Here is a 20,616-nt window from a genome sequence, read left to right as displayed (position 1 = left end):
CATAGGAATCTTTCTAATGATGGTTTTGTCGCTTTTCATTATAAGTCATATGGGACTTTTTGTGTATACACTCAAAAAGCCCTATAATATCTGAATGAGATTTACCCACTACAGATATTATAGAGCCGAAATTGGGTACACTTAAAAACAAAAATGATAGTTTACAATATACCAAAAAACAAGAACTGCTTTTTAGCACTCTGATTTTTCTTCTCCCATCCAGACTATACTGTCGGTCCCAGAATCTCACTGGGTCAGCCACTTATGCAGCTCACGGACTTCATGATTTCAATGAAAACATATCACCGTCGGTCGGGAATTTCACCCTGCCCCGAAGAATTCTATTTAATTGACTAAAGCATAGCACGTCACCATTATTTTGTCAAATTTTATACCAACTTTATCTTAACAATAACCTGTCCGCCATTAGCTGTATTTGATAGCTCTAAGCTGCCACCGTGAAGTCGAATGATATTATCTGCAATAGTTAGACCAAGACCGCTATGCTGACGATCATGACGGCTTCTATCATCTCGGAAAAATTGCAGCTTCGCTTTTTCTAAGGCCTCTTTTGAAAAGCCCTGACCGCTATCCAGACAAGTAAACTGAAACAGGGCATCTTGCAGATGACAAACTAATTGCAGCTGACTGCCTTTGGGACTATGCTCCATTGCATTGGAAATGATGTTCATCAACGCACGCTCTAACAATCCCTTATCCCAATAAGCAGTGAGTTGATTATCAGACAAATCATTGAAAATCTGAACCTTGATGTTTTTGGTTGCAGCAAGGGCTCGGCTATTCTGGGATAATTCCTCCAGAAAAGCTGCGACCTTTATATTTTCAGGATGGAAGTCTTGTAATTGGCTGTTTTTAGCTAGATAGGACAATTGCTGAAGATAAGTTTCCACCTGTCCAATATTTTTCAAACTGTAACCAACAAAGGCCTTCTGACTCTCTGATAGCTCTGTTTGCTTGAGCAATTCCGTATTCCCTTTAATGACTGTCAATGGCGTTTTGATGTCATGTGTTAGGGCAGCTATTTGGTCCTGCTTCTCCTGCTCTAATTGCCAGCTGCGGAGTAAGGACTCTTTCAAAGCTATGCGCATGCTATCAAGACTTGACAATACTTGATCAAATTCCTTAATGTCAGATGACTGCAGCGTAAAATCCAAATCCTGCTTAGCTATTTTCTGCGTAGTGACAATGATTGGAGATAGCTGGCGCCGCAGTCTGCGGGCAAAGTAAAGGGTGAGCATTATGAAAACCAGCAAATTAAGCACAGCAAATACCAAAATAGCCAAAAACTGGGCGCTAGGCAGGTAGTGATTCATCCAAGCTAAGCGATATCGGCTGACCAGCTGATAATTCACCACTAAGAGACCATCCTGACGTTTAAAGGTCATAAAATAGCCGTAAATACTAGGGTCAGCTTCTTGACCTTTAGCCACGCTCAGAGCTGCCGTTTGCAGTTTTGAAGACATATTGGTCTGCTGAACTTGACCAGACTTATCAAGCAAGATATATTTGCTTTCTTTGGGCAATTGCTGCGCTTTAAAGGTCGCTGATTGCTCTAATTGTTTTTTCTGTTGTAATAGGTTTTGCTCGGTCTGGTTAGCTGGAATAACTAAGCCATTGTTATAGAGCATACCAAATGCCAAAAGTACTAAGGTTACCACAAGCGAGCAAGCTAAAATAATAGATAAAAAGTAGGTAGCAAAAACAAGTTTCAGAGAACGTGCGCGTCTTCTTACTGCCATTTATAACCAATCCCCCAAACTGTTTCAATCGGTGCTTGACCCACCATCTTAAACTTAGCCCGAATATTTTTAATATGTTCTGCTATGGCCGCAGGCGTTCCGCGTTCTTCATAGCTATAAAGGTAATCGTAGAGTTGTTCCTTGGAAAAAACCTGACCGCGACGTTTGGCCAACAGTTCACAGATCTCATACTCAGACTTAGTTAAATCAAGCTTTTTTCCATTAACAGCAACCTCTTTAGCAGAAAGATCAAAACGGATATTCTCCAAGACCAGACTGGCATGGTGCTCACGTCTTTCCCGGCGCAGATGGGCATTGACCCGCGCCAGCAGCTCCTGGATACCAAAAGGCTTAGTGATATAATCATCAGCGCCTGTTGCCAATCCTGTCACCAAATCCGCCTCCTGTGATTTAGCTGTCAGAAAAAGAATGGGGCAGTCCACTAAATTCCGAATTTCTTGACAAAAAGTGAGCCCGTCCACATCAGGCATCATAATGTCCAGTAAAATCAAATCATAGCCTGCTAACTTTGAACGGTCAACCTGTTCAGAACTCGTGAAACCTTCCACCAGATAACCTTGTAGCTGCAAAGCATTTCTTACCAAAGTTACAATATCTGCTTCATCATCAATTACCAAAATACGTGTCATACTTCTACCCTTTCTATTACTTGCATATTTCTATCATATCATTTATAAAGGAGCAATGACAAACCATAAAGCAAGTAAATATGCAGCGGATAAAAAATATAAAAGAGATGTTTACTGCCCTTACCGCGCTGACCATTGTACATGAGCATAAGCGGTGCTGCAAAAATTTCCATCCACTCAAAATAGAGAAATAAGAGACCATGAATGGTCAAGGAAGCCCCTGCCAACAAAACACGGCCTAAATCAACTAGCAGAGAAGCAAGGACAAAGGCCAGAACTTCTTTTTTGAGAGTCTTCCGGCAGAGATACATGGCAATGCCCACAATCAAGGTTGCCGTTCCGCCATCCGCAATAGAAAAATGCAGCGGCAAAACAGTAAAATTGAGTAGGTTAACGATGAACATCCCCAGTTGATTACTAGAACCCATAAAGATGCGATAGAAAGGCATGAAAAGAAAAGGCAGAAGAATCGGGAAAAGTAGGGTAGGAATACCTCGAAGATACTTCTTCTCCTCAATCCATGCGATTCCTTGAAGGGCTACCAGCAAGATGGCAAAGGAAGACAGCATCATGTTCTGTGGAAAGAAGCCGTCTCCCCGTACCAAAGGGTGCAGCACATTATAAAAGCCAAATTGAATCAGTCCCATGGCAACAGCCAAACCGTAAATCTTTAAGAAATATTTTTTACGGTCATGCGTATGGATAAACCCTTCGATAATCGCAAATAAGAACAAGGGAGCTGAAAGTCTCCCCAGCTGAGTGAACCATAGGGGAATCTTTCCCGTATAGTTAAAAAAATAATAAATATGATCTAGCAGCATGAGTACCAGAGCAATGTATTTGAGATGAAAGCCTGTTAGCTTTTTAAAATTTTCCATAAATAAATTAATCTCCTTTTGTCAGAAAATAAATAGGCAATCTTACTCCCCATCATTTCTTCCTTGCCACTTGTCGAACCAAAGAAGACTGAGAAATAAACTAAGCAAGGTTGTTGGAAAGGCCACCTCCAGCCAGAGGAGAAGCTGCTGGGCAAAAATAGGATTTTGCTCTGGGTATTGCAGCATGTTAAACCAGGTGCCCATCAATCGTGCTGGCCAAGCACAAGGCACAAATTGCCAAATGCCATCACCTAAGCCCGTTAGAAGCAAAGCTGAGACTAAAACTTCAAAAATTCCTAGACCAATCGTTGCCCCGCTGCCAAATAAAAAGGCGATGAAGAGATGAAGCAAATATAAGATAGCTGTTGATGCCAATAAAAACAGACCCGCATAGCTATAAAAGGCAAGATAAGGGACGTCTGCATTAGAACGATACAAGAGACCAAAGATAAACAAAGCCAGGAAAACAGCGATAATTTCCATCAGGATAAGACTAACAAGCTTTATAAAATAAAGGATTTTTCGTTGACTATTTTCTAGAACGGTCTGAAAATGACCAGCTTCCGCCTCTAATTCGACAGCTTTGCTGCAAATAATAGCAATAATCAGCGGAAAAGCAATCCCCAGCACTTGTAAATAGCCACTCGTAATATTCTCCCAAGAATAAGCAGGTGTCACGAGACCAAAGACAGCCGCTAACACAGCGATGCCAGTTGGTAAAAGGACATGTATCCAAGGCAAAAAAGTACGCTTATATTTTAAAAACTCTGACCAAATCAATTGAACCATTACTTAACCTCCTGTTTTTCAAACCAAAGAGCCGTCAGCCACGTCAGCCCTGCAAAGAGGATAAGCGCCAGCATTAAACTAGCCATGATGCTCCAATTGCTGGTCGGCAATAGCGGTGCTGCTGCCTCTGAACCAGCTTTCAACCCATTGGGATATATTTTCATGAGAGGTATCATCAATCGCATGCCCCAAGCATAAGGACACAGCAGCCAATATGTGGTCGTCGAAAAAGCAAGTCCCAAGATAAGATTAGCTGTGAAATTGACTAATAAAGTAACAATTAATCCCAATTTCTTTGCCAGCCATAAACAAAACGGGAGCTGCCAAAGGACACTGAGCAATAAAGCTATAGAAGCAAGAAGCATTTGACTAATAGGATAAGTTTCTCCATAATGAGGAAAAATAAGGTATTTCAGCAAAATTAAGAGAAAACAATGCAAAAAACTACTCAGGGTCAAATAATAGACAAGGGCTGCAACTTTACCCAACCAAAATTTTCTTAAGGAAATTGGCAAGGGAAAGACTGCCCGATAACGCAGCTTTTTTTCTTCATAAGTATTTACTAAAGCAGCAAACAAGGTCAGGAGACCTGGTAAAATCATGACATACCACCAATTATAAGCATTCGTACTCAAATACTGAGGCACCATAAAGCCATGTATAATCACTAATATAGGAGCAAAAACCAGTAACTTCTTTGCCATCGTCCGCTTCAGTTTTAATCTTTCTGCCTGAAACATTCCCAGCATCTCACTCACCTCCTCGATACTTCATGACAACCTCATTAAAGAGTTTTTCCAAGTCTTCATCTTGGTGAATCCTATCCTGATAACCCAGTATGCCATTGGCAATAATTCCGATATGATCTGCTGTCATCTGAATCTCAGATAAGATATGACTGGAAATGATAACTGTAATTCCCTGTTCAGGAAAGGAACGAATGAGCTCACGCAGTTCCTGAATGCCAATAGGATCAAGTCCATTGGTCGGCTCATCTAAAATCAAAAGTTTGGGATGGTTAATCAGAGCAATTGCGATTCCCAAACGCTGTTTCATCCCCATAGAAAATTGGCCAGCTCGTTTTTTACCCGTATTGGTTAGATCAACAATCTTTAAGACCTCATCAATGCGACTGTCAGGCAAACCCAACATTAAGGTGCGTACCTTTAAATTTTCACGCGCAGTCAGGTTTTCATAAAGCGGCGGCGATTCAATCAAGGCACCGATATTTTCCAAATCCTTGCGGCTCCATTCATGTCCGTCAATCAAAATCTGACCAGATGTCTTTCTCAGCATTCCTGTAACCATCTTTAAAGTCGTTGACTTGCCAGAACCATTTGGCCCTAACAAACCATAAATCGAATGGCGTTCCACTTTCAGGTTCAGCTGATTAACCGCTGTTTGCTTACCAAACCGTTTGGTTAAAACTTTTGTCTCTAACATATAATCCATTATGCTGTCCTCCTTATATAAGATACAAAGGGACGGTTCGCTTTAGCGAAAATTCCTGACAGAAAAATAGAATATTGGCCGGAAATTCTGATTTCCGAGATAAGCCATCTTTTTTCCGAGGGAATTAGTCCCGGGTTCAATTAGGGAGAACTGCAGAAATGGTTATCCATTTCGTAGTAGTTCCCCCGCAAGGATGATTAGGCAAGACGCTATCGCGTAGGCGATGAGTACTGCCAATCATCTACTGCGCACAATAAGATACAAAGGGCGTTAAAAAGCGAGAAGAAAATAGGAGACTAGCGCCGTGCGCTTGCGCACAAGATAGACTATCTTTTTCTCGACGCTTTTAGTCCATGTTCAATTATCAAGATACAACAGAGGCTTGTTATCTAAGTGCTTTGCACTTGATAACAAACGCCAATCACTATAGTGAATTGGCTGCCTCTCTCACTAACTTCGTTTGGTTAGTAAGATCGACTAACCAAACGTCGTGTCGCAAAAGACGCCCAAGGGTGAAGTCAAAATAAAGAGTACAACGACGAATCACTAAAGATCTAGGAGAACTCTCTATTTTGACACAGTCTACAGCCCGTGTTCCGGTGCCTATATTAGTTATAAGATAAAAATTTAAGGAATTTATAAGGTGATAGCATTTTTTGTAAAAAATAAAAAAACCACAGGAAAATCCTATGGTTTTAAGTGAAATTAGATAGCTAATTTCTTATTTAACTGCATCTTTAAGAGCTTTACCAGCTTTGAATGCTGGAACTTTAGAAGCAGCAATTTTGATTTCAGCACCAGTTTGTGGGTTGCGGCCTTTACGAGCTGCACGCTCACGAACTTCAAAGTTACCAAAACCGATCAATTGAACTTTTTCACCTTTTGCAAGGAAACCTTCAATTGAAGCGAATACAGCATCAACTGCTGCAGCAGAATCTTTCTTAGTAAGCTCAGTTGCTTCTGCAACTTTTGCGATTAAGTCTTGTTTGTTAGCCATTGTAACAATCCTCCAAATTTTTTCTAAGCACAATAATGAAAATCATGCTTGAACACCTATATCTTATCTAAAAAACCCCATAAGGTCAAGCAATTAACGCCTTTTTAACAGGTTTTTGACAAAATTTTAGTCAATTTTATGTTTTTGTCTTATAAATGTTAAATTCGATATGATCATTTACCAAATCTAGGCTAGTAGCCTTAGCTATCACACCTGTTTTATTATTTATTTCTTGAAGGTTAACATTAATAACTTCTTTTTCACTGTCAATGTCAATATAACTTGGCAGATTTTTTACCGATGACTTGAGAAATTTCAACGCATCAGATACAGGCAGACTTAGCGAACCTGCTGAAACATCAGTTACTTGAAGCTGGATACCTCCATTTTCCAAAACCACTGGAGTAAAATAGACGTACAAGGGAACATCATAACCTAAGAGAGTGTAGGTCCCTTCAAAAAGAATGTTTGAAGAAGTCACAGTCACATCAAAAGACATATCATCTGTAGAATAGTCTTTTGCAAAAGCAGATAGAGCATCATTCAGTTCAGATTTTGTCATCGTAAAGCTGCCAATTTGAACTTCGTTAGCATGGTTGACAGTTTTGCTGCTGTTGGCCAAAACTGATGGGCTGGTAATCTTATAAAATACGACACCAACAAAAGCCAGATTTAAAGCCAAGAGACCTAAAAAAAGCCACTTCCATAATTTTGTCATTTTTTCCACTCCTCCTTGGTTTCGCTGATTTTATTAGCAACAGCATCTGACATAATTTGATAACCTGTATTATTTGGATGGAAATGATCGCCTTCAAAAAGAGCATCGTTAATAACCGATGAGGGGCTGCTAGTATTGTCTGTATCAGAGCTTGCATCACTTGAATCAGTGATCCCTTCCTGACCATCAATTCCTTTATAAAGAAGATCATTAATTGGGACAAAGTAAACATTACTGTACTCTTTAATCACAGCTTCTGTCGCCTTATTCCAATTATCTACAACATCTTGCATCTCAGTCATCTCAGGAAAATTTAGATAGAAAGGATTGTAAATTCCTAAAACATAAATTGGAAGATCTTTATTGTCTGCACGCGCTAAATCAATGATTTTTCGCAGACGCTCTTGATAAGCTTGAGCTGGTTTATCAAAAGAGTCAACGGATAAATCACTGAAATTTTTCCTGATGACACTCATAACGTCGTTACCACCAACAGTCAAAGTCATCAAATTTGCAGTTTTGAGGCTGTCTTGAATGTCAGTCTTTTCCTGCATGCGCTTTAAAATTTGATTGCTGGTATTGCCAGAAACCCCATAATTGCTGCTTGTTACATCATAATGATAAGCAGAGCTAAGCTCTTGTGACAATATGGGGATAAAGCCTCCCTGATTTGTCGTATCACCAACTCCCTGCGTCAGCGAATCGCCAATAGCCACATAAGAAAAAGGCGTTTGCTTTGTACTTTGAACAACATCTTTTTGGTCAATACGATTTTTAGAGGTTGGGAGAATAAAGTAAAAAATAGCTGAAAAGAAAAGAAGACTTGCCAAAAAAAAGACAAGCCCTCTGGTGGTATGATTGTTCCATTTCTTAAACATAACGCACCATAACGGCAAAAGCATCCTCACCAGTGTGGGTCTGGATGATGGAACCCGTTTCTAAAACAGAAATCGGTGCTCCCAATACCTGCAGTTTTTCTTTTAGTTCTCTAGCAAAATCGGGCTTACCTGCATAAGAAATGCCAATTTCAGCTACTTGGCTTTCTTTTGCATGCTGAATAAAACCGTCTAACCACTTGGTAAAAGTCTTAGCGCCGCGCCCTTTTGCAATGGTATTTAGCTGGTAATCTTTAAGCTCCATCATAACACGAATGTTCAAAAGAGAAGACAAAAGACCTGTCACACGGCCAATACGTCCGCCTTTCACTAAATTTTCAAGGGTTGACACACCGATAAATAGCTCAGATTTTTTACGAACCTCATCAACATGCGCAGTAATTTCTTCCAAATCAGCACCTGCTTGTGCCAGCTTGGCGGCTTCAACGACCTGAAACTTCATACATTGATCTGTAAAGCCAGAGTCAATGACAGTTACTTTAGTCCCCGAGAGATTAGCACCTTGGCGAGCGGCTTCGCAGGTTCCAGATAGAGTATGCATAATATGGATAGAAACAATCTCCTCTGCGCCCTCTTTGACTAGATTTTCGTAAATCTCCGCAAAAACACCAACTGGCGGCTGACTGGTTTTAGGTAATTCCTTACTATTTTTCATCATTTCCAAGAAACGACCTTCCTCACGAAGATCGCTATCCGAATAAATGACGCCATCCACCATAACCGACATAGGAACGATGGTAATATTATACTTTTCGATCAATTCAGGTTCGATAGTAATTGACGAATCAGTAACAATTCTGATCTTGCTCATAGTCTTACTCACTCAATCTTAAATTTGTTTTTCTATTATAACATGTTTTCTAGGCTTTGCCCATCATAAAACGTTAAAACAAGCTGTTAAGAGGACTGTTCCTCTGTCTACAATCTCAATAGTTCACGCGCCTGAGTACGGGCAGAATCAGTGACACCGTCACCTGCCAGCATCTTGGCAATTTCCTCGACCCGTTCTTCTTCGCTCAAAAGACGCACCTTAGATACTGTCGTTTGTTCATCACTTTCTTTAGAGATAAAGAATTGATAATCAGCGATAGCGATGACTTGAGGCAGATGGCTGATAGCCAATACTTGCCCGTGGCTTCCAATTTTGTAAATTTTCTGGGCAATAGCTTGGGCAACACGTCCTGAAACACCTGTATCTACTTCATCAAAGACAATGCTTGTTTTATCTTCTTTTTTAGAGAAGGCTGATTTGATGGCCAACATGAGCCGTGACAATTCTCCGCCGGAAGCAATTTTAACGAGCGGCTTGAAACTCTCACCAGGATTTGTTGAAATGTAAAATTCAACATGCTCATTGCCATCGCGGCTAAATTTTCCTTCGGTAAATCGAACTTGGAAATCAGCTTTTTCCATATAAAGTTCTGTTAGTTCTGTCTTAATTTCAGTTTCTAAATTTTTAGCAATATCGTGGCGAGCTTCCTGCAAGGCCTGAGCAGCGGTTAAAAGTTCCCTTTCAAGCTGCTTAAGTTCTTTTTCCATATCATCTGAGGACAATGAATTGCCAGTCAAAAGATGGTATTCTTTACTAATATTTGCTAGATAGTCCAGAACATCATCAACAGTACCGCCGTATTTTCGGGTAATTGTATTGACAACATCCAAACGCATCTCAATTTCCTGCAGACGCCCCGCATCAAAATCAAGATTATCAAGAATATCTCCCAGATGCTTGGTAATATCTTCCAAGATATAATAAGCTTCAGAAAGATTAGAGGAAAGTTCCTTATACTCAGAATCAAACTCTTCAATGCTGATAAAATCATTCATAGCAGAACGGACATTAGAGAGACTCGAATAATCTTCGTTATCCAGCATAAGATAGGCATTTGTTAGAGTATCCGCGATATTTTTATGATTGAGAAGCTTGTCTCGTTCTTGGTTGAGCATAAGATCCTCACCAGATTTAAGAGCAGCTGACTCAATTTCAGCTATCTGAAATTCCAGCATCTCAATTCGTGCCTTGTGTTCTTGCTCATTTTTTTGTTTGTCCAAAACTGCTCTGCGCAGACTGCGATAACGGTCAAAAATTGTCTGATAAGCTGTTTTTATTTCCCAAAAGGCTTGGTCACCAAACTCATCCAGCATGGCAATGTGCAAACTCGGTTTCATAAGTTCTTCCTGATCGTGCTGCCCATGAATATCTACCAAATAGTGTCCAATAGTTCTTAGAGCTGTCACATTAACCATTTGACCGTTGATACGGCTTACACTGCGTCCATTCTGAAAAATTTCTCGGCGAATAATGAGTTCATTTTCTTCTGCAGCAATCCCTTTATCTTCCAAGACAGCAAGCAGCTCTGCATTTTCCCCAATAGAAAAGAAACCTTCAATTTCTGCCTTCTGAGCACCGTGACGAATAAGATCCGTACTAGCACGGCTTCCCAGAAGCAAATTCATAGCATCAATAATAATGGACTTCCCTGCACCGGTCTCCCCCGTTAAAACTGTCATGCCATTTTCAAAATCCAGTGAAATTTCTTCAATAATAGCAAAATTTTTGATTGTAATAGTTAGAAGCATAAGTGCCTCCTGTCAGTCAGCAATCCAGCTGGAAATCTGATTATGAATGTCTGCAGCTGCCGCATCTGACACTGCAAGCAGTAAAAGACTGTCATCGTCAGCTATTAAACTGAAAATGAGTGGATTAAATTGATTTAGCAAGGCTTTTTTGATTAACCGGCTATTGCCTGGCTGTACTTCAATATTTAGAAAATTCCCTTGACGAACAGCTTTGATCAGCGTTTTAGGACCTCTGCTGAGCTGGCCGCTACGCCGCGGAGCATTTGAAAGTCCATAGACATAAGCTCCAAAGTCGGTAGGTACCTTAGTAATACCAATCTCGTTAATATCACGTGATACCGTCGCTTGGGTGGCTTTTAGTCCCTGAACTCTAAGCAAGTCCACCAGCTCACTTTGTGTACTAATATCATTTTCCTGAACTATTTTGCGAATTAGTTCTAAACGTTCATTCTTCTTCATTTTTCTTAAATTCCTTATGTGCTTTTTCAATGATTTTCGAAATTTTTTCACTGACAAGATTTTGAGCGTTAGCTGATTTTTGCAAATGTGCTAAAAACTCAATATTGCCATGACCGCCTTGGATCGGTGAAAAATCCAGCCCTTTAACTGTAAATCCGTAATCCACAGCAAAATTGGTAACATTTTTCAAAACTTTTTCATGAACAGAGCTGTCTTTAACAATACCATTTTTACCAATCAGTTCGCGCCCCGCCTCAAATTGCGGCTTGATAAGAGCGACCGTTTGCCCGCCATCTGCTAAGACCTTCGCTAGCGCGGGCAAAATCAGGCTTAAAGAAATAAAACTAACGTCAATACTGGCAAATGCTGGCAGCCCTTCTGTAAAATCTTCCACTTTCGCATAACGAAAATTATACTGCTCCATAGAGCGCACCCGCTCATCCTGACGAAGCTTCCAAACCAGCTGATTGGTTCCCACATCCACTGCATAAACCAAGTCAGCACCTTCTTGCAGCATGACATCTGTAAAGCCGCCAGTTGAAGCCCCAATATCAATAGTAATCAAACCTTTTACAGAAATATCAAACACCTGCAAAGCTTTCTCCAGCTTGAGACCGCCGCGGCTGACATATTTTAGCCTATCTCCTTTTAGTCTGAGCTCAACTGATGCTTCAATTTTCTCGCCCGGTTTATCGTATCGCTGACCATTAATGGCATTGACGACTAGACCCGCCATAACGCCCCTTTTTGCCTGCTCACGCGTTTCAAACAGCCTCTGTTTGTAAGCCAAAACATCTACACGCTCCTTAGCCATGCAGTCGCAACCTTTCTATCAGTTTAGTGATCTTTTGGGAATTAAACCCTTGTTTCTCTTGCATTTTTTGGAAAATAGCTTGCGCTTGGTTAAGCGATTCATTTAAAATATCATGGGATTTTTGTAAACCAAGCAAACTTGGATAAGTGGATTTATCAGCAGCCAAATCTTTCTGCGGTGTCTTGCCGATTTCCTCAAAGGTTGCCGTTATGTCTAAAATATCATCACGCACTTGAAAAGCAAGCCCCACCAACTGACCCGCCATCCGCAAATCAGCAACCACAGCAGCTTCCTGCTTCGCTATTATCCCTGCAGCCACAAAAGGAAAAGTCAAAAGCTTACCCGTTTTATTGGCATGAATAAGCTGAAGTTCCTCCAAACTGAGCTCTTTTGTTTCTCCTGCCATATCAAGCATTTGACCGCCCACCATACCATAACTGCCAGAAGCATAAGACAGTTCCTGAATAAGTGCTAGTTTAACATCAGCTGACAAACCACTGCCTGCCATTAAGCCAAAAGGATCTAAGAACAAACTGTCTCCAGCCAAAATCGCGATAGCTTCACCAAATTTTTTATGATTAGTTAGACGGCCGCGACGATAATCATCATCATCCATAGCCGGCAAATCATCATGAATAAGACTACCCGTGTGAATCATCTCTACTGCAGCAGCCACATCAAAATGAGAATCATTCAACTCAAGACCAAAACCTTCCAGTAAATCCAGCAAAATGAGCGGCCTAATCCGTTTGCCGCCTGCATTTACAGAATACAAAACAGCTTCAATCAGTTCTGCTGAAACAGCCTTTTGACTGTAATAATGACGAATAGCACTGTCAATTCCTGCTAGTTTATCCATTAAGCATCCATCTCTTTTTCGCTGCCATCAGCCTGCATAACTTTGACCAAAGTCTTCTCAGCCTCCTGCAAGGTCTTTTGAAGATCTTTGGACAGAGCCATCCCTTTTTGAAACTCAGTAATAGCATCTTCCAAAGCTACATCTCCATTTTCAAGCTTCGCTACAATAGCTTCCAAATCCTGTAAATTTTCCTCAAATGTCTTTTTCTTACTTGGCATCTTGTACCTCCACTTCTAAATTACCGTCCTTCATTTGAACAGTGAGCAAATCACCCGCCACAGCATCTTTACTGCTGGTGATAATACTGTCGTTTTTGTGAATAATAGCATAGCCCCGTGCGACGATACGCTTGGTATCAAGCGACAAAAGCGCATCCTGAGCTTTTTCAAAACGTGCCAGCTTACTGTCGTACTGACTAGTCATCGTGCTAACAAGAAGGCGTTTTTGACTTTCCAATCGCTCCCGATAACGGTCAAGACGGCCCTCCAAATTAATAGCCTGCAAACGCTGGCTAAGCAACCCTTCTTCTCTCAAACTTTCGGCATAGCGCTGCCGCATATTGGCAGTTAGGCTGCTGGTCAGTCTATCCAATTTCTGCAGGTGACCATCATAAAGTCGTTCTGGTTGCCGGAAAATGACAGACTGACTAAGTTTATTCAGCCTCTCCTGCTGCTGCTTGATTAGGCGTAAAACCGCTTGATAAGAACGATTTTCTCGCTCAGCAATCCAAGCCAAAATATCAGCCTTAGCTATAGGCGTTGCTAATTCTGCCGCTGCCGTCGGAGTAGCTGCCCTGCGATCTGCCGCAAAATCCGCTAAAGTCGTATCCGTTTCATGCCCTACACTGGAAATAATCGGCAAATGTGACTCAAAAATAGCCTGCACCACAATCTCTTCATTAAAAGCCCAGAGATCCTCAATAGAACCTCCCCCACGGCCAACAATGAGCAAATCAAGATCGTCACGCTCATTAGCAGCAACAATATTAGCGGCCACTTCCTGAGCGCTTCCTTCGCCCTGTACCTTAGTTGGAAAAAGCAAAATATTAACACCTGGAAAACGACGACTGACCGTCGTGATAATGTCACGAATAACCGCTCCGCTTGGACTGGTAATAACACCAATCTTCCTGACAAATTGAGGAAGTGACTGTTTGTGACGCTCATCAAAGTAACCTTCTGCAGTTAATTTCTTTTTAAGCTGCTCAAACTGAATGGCTAGCGCTCCAATGCCATCTGGCTCTGCTTTTTCAATGATAATAGAATACGAACCGTTAGGCTCATAAATCTGAACTCGGCCCACCACATTGATCTTCATCCCTTCTTCGAGCTCAAAGCCGAGCCTTTTAAAAATACCTGACCACATGGTTGCCTGAATAACAGCCTTATCATCTTTTAGTGAAAAATATTGATGATTAGGGCGCCTGCGGAAATTAGACACTTGACCCGTCAGATAGACACGCTCCAAATAAGGATCACGATCAAACTTCATCTTAAGGTATTTAGTCAATGTTGATACCGATAAATAATCTGACATGCAAGACTCCTTTCACAAGCTAATGATTTATAAATAATCAGTTAATCTCAATTATTATACCAAAAAAGACTGTTAAATAACAGTCTTAGCACTTCTCTTTCAAAGTCTAATTAGAAACAAATTATTGAAAAACTATACCATAAAAGTTAATCCTCTGAATACGTTCTTGAAGCAGTCTGCCAGCCGCTGACACCGCTGGCAATACCGCCATCAGATTCCAAAACGCCATCTGTTGTTACCCGAAAAAGAAAGACACTTTCATCATCGTCATTATAAAGCTGCGCATAAGCCAATCCGTCTGACCCAATCCATGATTTCACATACCAATCTTCATAATGGGATGGCGTTGAATGCATGGCTGATGCATAAGTTGAAATAACCCATTTTTCCAGCTGCTCTTCTGTTAACTGGCTTGTGTCAACAGAAGATGCTGTACTTTCTTCTGAAATACTTTCTGAAGTGCTTGATGTCTCAGAAACTGATGATGAAGACGAACTAGCGCTGGAAATGTTGCCATCTTTCCACGGATTTGTTTCTGATTCATTTTGATTATTGCTGTACCAAAGGAGGAACCCAAGCAAAACAGCTGCTATAGCAGCTAAAACAGAAAAAGTAATAATACGGTTGCGCTTGTGACGTTTTTCGTCATAAGCCTCTGCTCGTTCACGTTCTGCAGCTGCATGTTTAAGCGAGTTCAGCGCCTTATCCTGCTTATCTTTCAAATAACGTGCTTTTTTGTTTTCTTCTTGCTCCAATAAGGTCTGCAATTCTTGACGATTAAGAGGATCAGTAGTTTGTGCCAAGGCAAACTTCAGCTGAAAAATACGGTCATCTAAGTCTTTTTCAAATTCTCTACCAGCCGTTTTATCGCCATTTTTAGCCAAAGCTTGAAGGTATTCTTCTCTATTGAAATCCGTCATGCTCATCCCTCTTTTCCATTTGTAAGAGTTTTCCTGTCTCTATTTTCCTAGACTGACAGCTTTTTGTCAAGTAAGGAAAATATGATGGCCTATTTCTTTAATTAATGCTGGTTAGCTTCTAAATAGCAATCTTTTTCTGATTTAACGACATAAAAAGGAACCTGATTCTTTCAGATTCCTAAAATACTGCAATCACTCCGATAATGTTTATATCGTTTATTTAGCAGAGCAATACACTGCATCTCTTATTTTCTTAGTTTCCCCAAAGCTGACTGGCAGTATCCATCATGGATTTAAAGTCATCAGAAACTTCTGTATGTCTTGGGTTTGTACTTTGTTCACGCTCAGAGCGGCGTTCTTCCACTTGTTTAAGAGTCGTAATGCCATTACGCCTCCAATCTCTCAATACTGCCTTAATGTAATTCCAAGAGACTTTACGATTAAATACTGCTTCCTTGAGCGCCTCACGAATGATATCTGGATCGGTGTGGTCTTCTTTGATCAGCTTATTCAGATCCTCTAAAATCATAGGATTGAGAAGTCCCATAGCCTGTTCCAATTCCTGCGTCAGTTGTACCAGTTGCTGATTTTGACTGGGACGTCCCAGAACTGGCTCATTTGCAGTGTCATGCGCCAGCAATTTATCCAAGGCTGCTAAAGCTGGAGAAGCATCAACTGAAAGAACCCCAGTATCAGTCGTTTCAACATCTAAAAGTCCCTGCTGGGCCAAATTAGAAATATGAGCATTGACTTCAGCAGGCGATTTCCCCAAAGCTTCAGCAATAACACTTGAAGGAATTTCATCCATCTTAGTCGTATTTTGCAAAAAAATGAACTGCCAAAGTAGGAAATCATCGGCTGATTTGAAAATATCTTTGTAGTGAAAAAGTAAGGCAGCTGGAAGAACCAGATTGCCTGATTTATAGTGCTCTAAAAAACTCATAATATCCTCTTATAAATAGCCATAAAATGAAATATCACACTCCAAATCTTCTAAACGATAAGGAGTTTCTTGATAAACGGCATAATTAATCCAATTACTAAAGAATGCTGACGCAGCTAAATTCCATTTCATAAGCGGTTCCTTAGTGGCATCATCATGGGGATAATAATTGGCAGGAAGACTGGGATTGACTCCTGCTGCAACATCACGGTCATATTCACGGCCAAGGGTATCCCGATCATATTCCAAATGCCCAAAACTATAAACTTCGCGAAGATCCTTGCTGGCAAGAATGGATAAGCCTACTTCCTCGCCTTTGGCCAGTATTTGCAAGTCTGTCCGTGTCAAAACCGCTTCTTCTGGAACATCTGTATAACGCGAATGCGGTGAGACAAAACTGTCATCAAAGCCACGCATCATCAAATTATCCGGAGCTTCAACAGTCTGCTTATAAATTCCTGACAGTTTATGCTTCAAGCTGACTTTATCAACGCCATACTTGTAATAAAGACCTGCCTGTGCTCCCCAGCAAAGATGCAGTGTCGAATAAACATGACGTTTTGACCAGTCAAAGACTTTTGTTAGCTCCTGCCAATAATCAACGTCCTCAAAAGCTAATTTTTCAACAGGTGCGCCCGTGATAATCAATCCATCATAAAACTTGTCTTTAATTTCATCAAATGTCTTATAAAAATTTTCCATATGAGCCGCATGGGTATTTTTAGACTCATGACTGGTCATATAAAGAAAATCAACATTAATCTGAAGCGGAGTATTGGCCAATAAGCGCAGCAGCTGAGTTTCAGTCACTTCTTTTGTTGGCATGAGATTCAAAATAAGCACTTCCATAGGACGAATATCCTGTGTGCTAGCCCTGTTCTCATCCATGATGAAGACATTCTCAGAACGTAAAATATCCAAAGCAGGCAGCTGATTATCAAGTTTAATTGGCATGACAATATCTCCATCTTTCTAGTCTAGTATTTTACTATTATAAGTCAGCGAGGTATTGTTTTCAAATATATATTTTCTCTAGTTAGCTATAGTTATAAACTATACCGGATTCTTACCAAAACCAAGTTCCCGTCCTTTTTAGTTCATCTAGCCAGGGAAATTCATTAAAATCTTTGTATCATACCCCTCCAGCGCTTTACGCCCGTTAAGACCATCGAGTTCAATCAAAAAGGCACAGCCTGCTACAATACCGCCTAGTTTTTCGACAAGTTCGATGGTTGCTTTGATTGTTCCGCCAGTTGCCAAAAGGTCATCAACAATAAGAACGCGCTGCCCTGGTTTAATGGCATCTGCATGCATGGTAAGCGTGTCTATTCCATACTCTTTTTCATAGTCTGATGAAATAACCTCACGCGGCAATTTCCCAGGCTTACGCACAGGTGCAAAACCAATTCCTAGCTCAACTGCCACTGGACAGCCAATAATAAAGCCGCGCGCTTCAGGCCCAACAACCATATTGACATCAAGATCGCAGGCATACTGAGCAATATCACGAACCGCATAACTGTATGCTTTGCCATCGGCCATTAAAGGAGAAATATCACGAAAAGTGATACCTTCTTTAGGGTAATTGTCAATTGAAGCAATGTACTGTGTTAAATCCATTTATTCATCTTTCTATAGTGCTTTCGCAAATTTGTTTACGGTTTATTATACCATAAAATTCCGCTAGCTCTCCAATTGATTCCATCTTTTACATTACAAAACCAGCTGCTTCCATTTTCTGATTTTTGTCCTAAATGTCCCAAAAGGGGCAACCGTATTGACATGGATAAAGCGATAGACTTCCCAAACGGCCGTTTTGGTCGCTGCATCCGCCCAATTTCTTTGGTGGGGCTGGAAGAGCTCGGTTTCAGACATAGTCTCAATCATCTGATAAATGCTCGCCACATTAGCGTCTAACTGACTCTTCAATGCTGACAGAGACTGGTGGCTGTAGGTCTCGTTGAACCATTGATAGAGCTGCCCCAACTGGTTCCATTTGAATTGCTCTGATGGTGTTTGGACATCCAAGCCTGCCGCTTCGTCTGCCTCCCATTTGAGGAGAAGAGTTGTCCAGCCTACTTGATAAGCTAAGTTTTCAGCAGGTGTACGGTCGACTCCTTCCGCTCGGCTGTCTTTGAGTGCTTCTGGAATATCTGCAAACTCTGCTATGTATTTGCCATAGGCTGTTTGGATAGCTGTGATGAGTTCTGCTTTTGATTGGTATTGTTTCATATTTCCTCCACTTGATAGCGCAGAATGGTCTTGAGTTTGTCCTCAGCAGTTCTCTGAGCATTGCTGAGGTAAATCTCTCTGTGAATTTGCGAGGAGCGCTGCAGGCTGTGCTTCTTTGCAAAGGCATCTAATTTTGCAAAAGATTCGGGTTCATCATCATAGGAACCAATATGAAGAACTTGGATGCTCTTGCCGTCTGTCATCTCTTCAAAATCAATCTTATCATAAAATGGATTTGGCTTCTTTATTTTAACCTTTTCCAAGGCTTCTAAAAACAATTCTTGGCTGATAAAATCAGGCTGCTGGATCATTATTTTATAAGATAGTCTGTCTTTAACCAGCTTATCCTGCTTAGGATTCTCTTCCTGCTGCCAAAGTCCTTCTAAAGGATAGACCGTAAAATCCGTAATAGCCTGACTGTCCATCTCATTCTTCTTGGCTTTTTTATAGGCCATTTTAATCCCGTAAGCGAGAGAATAGAGAGATGAGACTTGATTTGAAAATTCTGTATCATTAGGATTTCCCTGTCCTTTGATAGTGATGAACTGCTGCCTTTTGACCTCTAAAACAGTCGGCTGTGTTTTGACCCCGTAGAGCTCTTTTTCTGCTTTGCGCCATTCGTATTTCATTTGTCTTCCCCCTCTTTAATGCCGATGTAAATTTCTGTTTTGCCGTCTGGATAATATTTTTCATAGTCCAGCTGATAAGTACGGTTGAGCTCCCCAGATTCTTCCAAAGTCCAGATGTCCTGCCAAGTTTTGGCCACATCTTCTTTGCTTGTTGAAAAAATTTGGTAGGCTTGCACTGGCTCTATCAGAAACCGACCGTCTTCTTTTGTACCTTCCAAGGCAGTGCTAACGCTGTAATCTCCCTTATAGTCCGACTGGTAATCATGATAGATTCCATAGACTGGCTGTTCTAAGGTCAATAGCTCTGCCGATGCTTCCCAAAGGCAGGTGAATTTTGCGAGGCTATCAGGATCTGAGAAATTGTTGGTTCTCATCTCATGAAAAATAACAAATGTTTTTGCTTTCATGGTTTTCTCCTCCTTATATTTTATTGACAGGGTCAGTATAGCAGAAGAAACCAGACAAGGTTTGTCAATTTTTATAATGTTTCAGCATGTTTTCCAATTTTTCTTGTAAGCGCTGGCGGATAGCAGGAGGATCTAGGACTTCTACGCCATCTCCGAAGGACAGAAGGTAGCTGTCCAAAACGCCGTTATCCGGAATATCTGCCTGCGCATACAGATAGCCAGCTGTATCAGTACTGACATCCGCTAGCTCATCATAGACGCGATAGGCTAGGTGCGGGGCGAACTTTAAGGATAGATGGATGGTAGCTGAAGCCTTCATGCTTTTTTCAATCACTAGCTTGGAGTAATCCTCTGTAAAAGTCCGCGGTAGCAGATTCAGATTTTTCAAGCGTGACAGTTTGAAAAAGCGAAAGTCTTTGCGCAGGTCGCAATAAGCGTACAGATACCAATCCTGTCCTTTGAAGATTAAACGGACAGGCTTGATTTGGCGCTGGGATTGTTCACCCTGACCATTGAAATAATCAAAAGAAAGCCATTGTCGCTGGAGAATAGCTTCTTTTAACTGCTGAAAAACGTCCTGCTGGCTAGCCGCATTTTTCTGCCAAGGACTAAATTCTACTTCGAGCCAGTTGGGATTTTGTATTTTAAAAAGGGCTGATAACTTGGTGATGAGCTGTTTATCATTCAGCGTTTCATTGAGGGCTCCCAAACCCTGAAGACCTTGTAAAATTTCCTGTTTTTCTTTCTGCGACAGCAAAGATTTGGACAGGACAAAATCCTTGTCCAGCTGAATGCCACCGTTTTTTCCTTGGATGGTATAGATGGGAATGCCTGCGCTGCTGAGGGCATCTACATCGCGGTAAATGGTTCTGACAGAAACCTCAAATTTATCGGCCAAATCAAGAGCTCTGCTTTTTCCATGTTCCAAAAGATGATAAACTAATTTAAACAATCGACTTTCCTGCATAGTGTCTCCTTTTTTAGCATTATAGCACAATAAGATGGCATTGGTTGGCAGGTTTAAGCTAAAAAAGAGCGAGAGGCAGCTGTGATTTCGCACCAACCGTATCTCCGCTCTCTAGCTTTTTGATATTTGA

General features: G+C 41.0%; 24 protein-coding genes and 1 riboswitch. All 24 genes read right to left on the bottom strand.

The window, feature by feature from the left end; genetic code table 11:
* Positions 1-203: 203 nt before the first annotated feature.
* A riboswitch (FMN riboswitch) is annotated at positions 204-343 on the bottom strand.
* 46 nt (positions 344-389) lie between these two features.
* Entirely contained in the window at positions 390-1,760 is a 1,371-nt protein-coding gene (locus ACVRZ8_RS05050; RefSeq protein WP_447448225.1) for a sensor histidine kinase, read from the bottom strand.
* Positions 1,751-2,410 (bottom strand): response regulator transcription factor, encoded by a 660-nt coding sequence (locus ACVRZ8_RS05045; RefSeq protein WP_447448224.1) that lies wholly within the window; start codon positions 2,408-2,410, stop codon positions 1,751-1,753. The genes ACVRZ8_RS05050 and ACVRZ8_RS05045 overlap by 10 nt, the downstream gene beginning before the upstream one ends.
* A gap of 38 nt (positions 2,411-2,448) precedes the next feature.
* Positions 2,449-3,288, bottom strand: a complete 840-nt coding sequence (locus ACVRZ8_RS05040) for a TraX family protein (RefSeq protein ID WP_447448223.1) — start codon at positions 3,286-3,288, stop codon at positions 2,449-2,451.
* Positions 3,289-3,330: 42 nt separating this feature from the next.
* On the bottom strand, positions 3,331-4,077 hold the full coding sequence (locus ACVRZ8_RS05035) for a lantibiotic immunity ABC transporter MutG family permease subunit (RefSeq protein WP_447448222.1): 747 nt from the start codon (positions 4,075-4,077) through the stop codon (positions 3,331-3,333).
* Positions 4,077-4,826: a lantibiotic immunity ABC transporter MutE/EpiE family permease subunit gene (locus ACVRZ8_RS05030; RefSeq protein WP_447448221.1), complete on the bottom strand. Its 750-nt coding sequence runs from the start codon at positions 4,824-4,826 to the stop codon at positions 4,077-4,079. Before ACVRZ8_RS05030 ends, ACVRZ8_RS05035 begins: the two co-directional genes overlap by 1 nt.
* A gap of 1 nt (position 4,827) precedes the next feature.
* A complete protein-coding gene (locus tag ACVRZ8_RS05025) occupies positions 4,828-5,529 on the bottom strand; it encodes a lantibiotic protection ABC transporter ATP-binding protein (RefSeq protein WP_447448220.1) in 702 nt (233 codons plus the stop codon).
* A gap of 721 nt (positions 5,530-6,250) precedes the next feature.
* Entirely contained in the window at positions 6,251-6,526 is a 276-nt protein-coding gene (gene hbs, locus ACVRZ8_RS05020; protein ID WP_447448219.1) for a non-specific DNA-binding protein Hbs, read from the bottom strand.
* Positions 6,527-6,662: 136 nt separating this feature from the next.
* Positions 6,663-7,244 (bottom strand): YpmS family protein, encoded by a 582-nt coding sequence (locus ACVRZ8_RS05015; RefSeq protein ID WP_447448218.1) that lies wholly within the window; start codon positions 7,242-7,244, stop codon positions 6,663-6,665.
* Positions 7,241-8,122: an SGNH/GDSL hydrolase family protein gene (locus tag ACVRZ8_RS05010; RefSeq protein ID WP_447448217.1), complete on the bottom strand. Its 882-nt coding sequence runs from the start codon at positions 8,120-8,122 to the stop codon at positions 7,241-7,243. The genes ACVRZ8_RS05015 and ACVRZ8_RS05010 overlap by 4 nt, the downstream gene beginning before the upstream one ends.
* Complete coding sequence (gene fakB / locus ACVRZ8_RS05005; RefSeq protein ID WP_447448216.1) at positions 8,115-8,951, bottom strand: fatty acid kinase binding subunit FakB; 837 nt, start codon at positions 8,949-8,951, stop codon at positions 8,115-8,117. The genes ACVRZ8_RS05010 and fakB overlap by 8 nt, the downstream gene beginning before the upstream one ends.
* 107 nt (positions 8,952-9,058) lie before the next feature.
* Positions 9,059-10,720 (bottom strand): DNA repair protein RecN, encoded by a 1,662-nt coding sequence (recN, locus tag ACVRZ8_RS05000; protein WP_447448215.1) that lies wholly within the window; start codon positions 10,718-10,720, stop codon positions 9,059-9,061.
* Between the two features lie 12 nt (positions 10,721-10,732).
* On the bottom strand, positions 10,733-11,179 hold the full coding sequence (locus ACVRZ8_RS04995) for an arginine repressor (protein ID WP_447448214.1): 447 nt from the start codon (positions 11,177-11,179) through the stop codon (positions 10,733-10,735).
* Positions 11,166-11,993, bottom strand: coding sequence for a TlyA family RNA methyltransferase (locus ACVRZ8_RS04990; protein ID WP_447448213.1), 828 nt, complete (start codon positions 11,991-11,993; stop codon positions 11,166-11,168). The genes ACVRZ8_RS04995 and ACVRZ8_RS04990 overlap by 14 nt, the downstream gene beginning before the upstream one ends.
* Positions 11,986-12,852, bottom strand: a complete 867-nt coding sequence (locus tag ACVRZ8_RS04985; protein ID WP_447448212.1) for a polyprenyl synthetase family protein — start codon at positions 12,850-12,852, stop codon at positions 11,986-11,988. Before ACVRZ8_RS04985 ends, ACVRZ8_RS04990 begins: the two co-directional genes overlap by 8 nt.
* Positions 12,852-13,070 carry an exodeoxyribonuclease VII small subunit gene (locus ACVRZ8_RS04980; protein WP_447448211.1) on the bottom strand — a complete coding sequence of 73 codons (219 nt, stop codon included), beginning with the start codon at positions 13,068-13,070 and terminating at the stop codon, positions 12,852-12,854. The genes ACVRZ8_RS04985 and ACVRZ8_RS04980 overlap by 1 nt, the downstream gene beginning before the upstream one ends.
* Entirely contained in the window at positions 13,060-14,388 is a 1,329-nt protein-coding gene (xseA, locus tag ACVRZ8_RS04975; RefSeq protein WP_447448210.1) for an exodeoxyribonuclease VII large subunit, read from the bottom strand. The genes ACVRZ8_RS04980 and xseA overlap by 11 nt, the downstream gene beginning before the upstream one ends.
* A gap of 146 nt (positions 14,389-14,534) precedes the next feature.
* Positions 14,535-15,308: a hypothetical protein gene (locus ACVRZ8_RS04970; RefSeq protein WP_447448209.1), complete on the bottom strand. Its 774-nt coding sequence runs from the start codon at positions 15,306-15,308 to the stop codon at positions 14,535-14,537.
* A 253-nt stretch (positions 15,309-15,561) separates the two neighbouring features.
* Positions 15,562-16,251, bottom strand: a complete 690-nt coding sequence (locus tag ACVRZ8_RS04965; RefSeq protein ID WP_447448208.1) for a DnaD domain-containing protein — start codon at positions 16,249-16,251, stop codon at positions 15,562-15,564.
* Positions 16,252-16,260: 9 nt separating this feature from the next.
* Positions 16,261-17,205 (bottom strand): homoserine O-acetyltransferase MetA, encoded by a 945-nt coding sequence (gene metA / locus ACVRZ8_RS04960; protein ID WP_447448207.1) that lies wholly within the window; start codon positions 17,203-17,205, stop codon positions 16,261-16,263.
* Positions 17,206-17,352: 147 nt separating this feature from the next.
* Positions 17,353-17,871: an adenine phosphoribosyltransferase gene (locus ACVRZ8_RS04955; protein ID WP_447448206.1), complete on the bottom strand. Its 519-nt coding sequence runs from the start codon at positions 17,869-17,871 to the stop codon at positions 17,353-17,355.
* 93 nt (positions 17,872-17,964) lie between these two features.
* Complete coding sequence (locus ACVRZ8_RS04950; protein ID WP_447448205.1) at positions 17,965-18,483, bottom strand: ClbS/DfsB family four-helix bundle protein; 519 nt, start codon at positions 18,481-18,483, stop codon at positions 17,965-17,967.
* Entirely contained in the window at positions 18,480-19,112 is a 633-nt protein-coding gene (locus tag ACVRZ8_RS04945) for a GyrI-like domain-containing protein (protein WP_447448204.1), read from the bottom strand. The genes ACVRZ8_RS04950 and ACVRZ8_RS04945 overlap by 4 nt, the downstream gene beginning before the upstream one ends.
* Complete coding sequence (locus ACVRZ8_RS04940) at positions 19,109-19,519, bottom strand: GyrI-like domain-containing protein (protein WP_447448203.1); 411 nt, start codon at positions 19,517-19,519, stop codon at positions 19,109-19,111. The genes ACVRZ8_RS04945 and ACVRZ8_RS04940 overlap by 4 nt, the downstream gene beginning before the upstream one ends.
* A 64-nt stretch (positions 19,520-19,583) precedes the next feature.
* On the bottom strand, positions 19,584-20,486 hold the full coding sequence (locus tag ACVRZ8_RS04935; protein ID WP_447448202.1) for a helix-turn-helix transcriptional regulator: 903 nt from the start codon (positions 20,484-20,486) through the stop codon (positions 19,584-19,586).
* Positions 20,487-20,616: the final 130 nt, after the last annotated feature.

The organism is Streptococcus dentiloxodontae, assembly GCF_053206925.1.
This window is presented reverse-complemented; position numbering and strand designations above follow the sequence as displayed.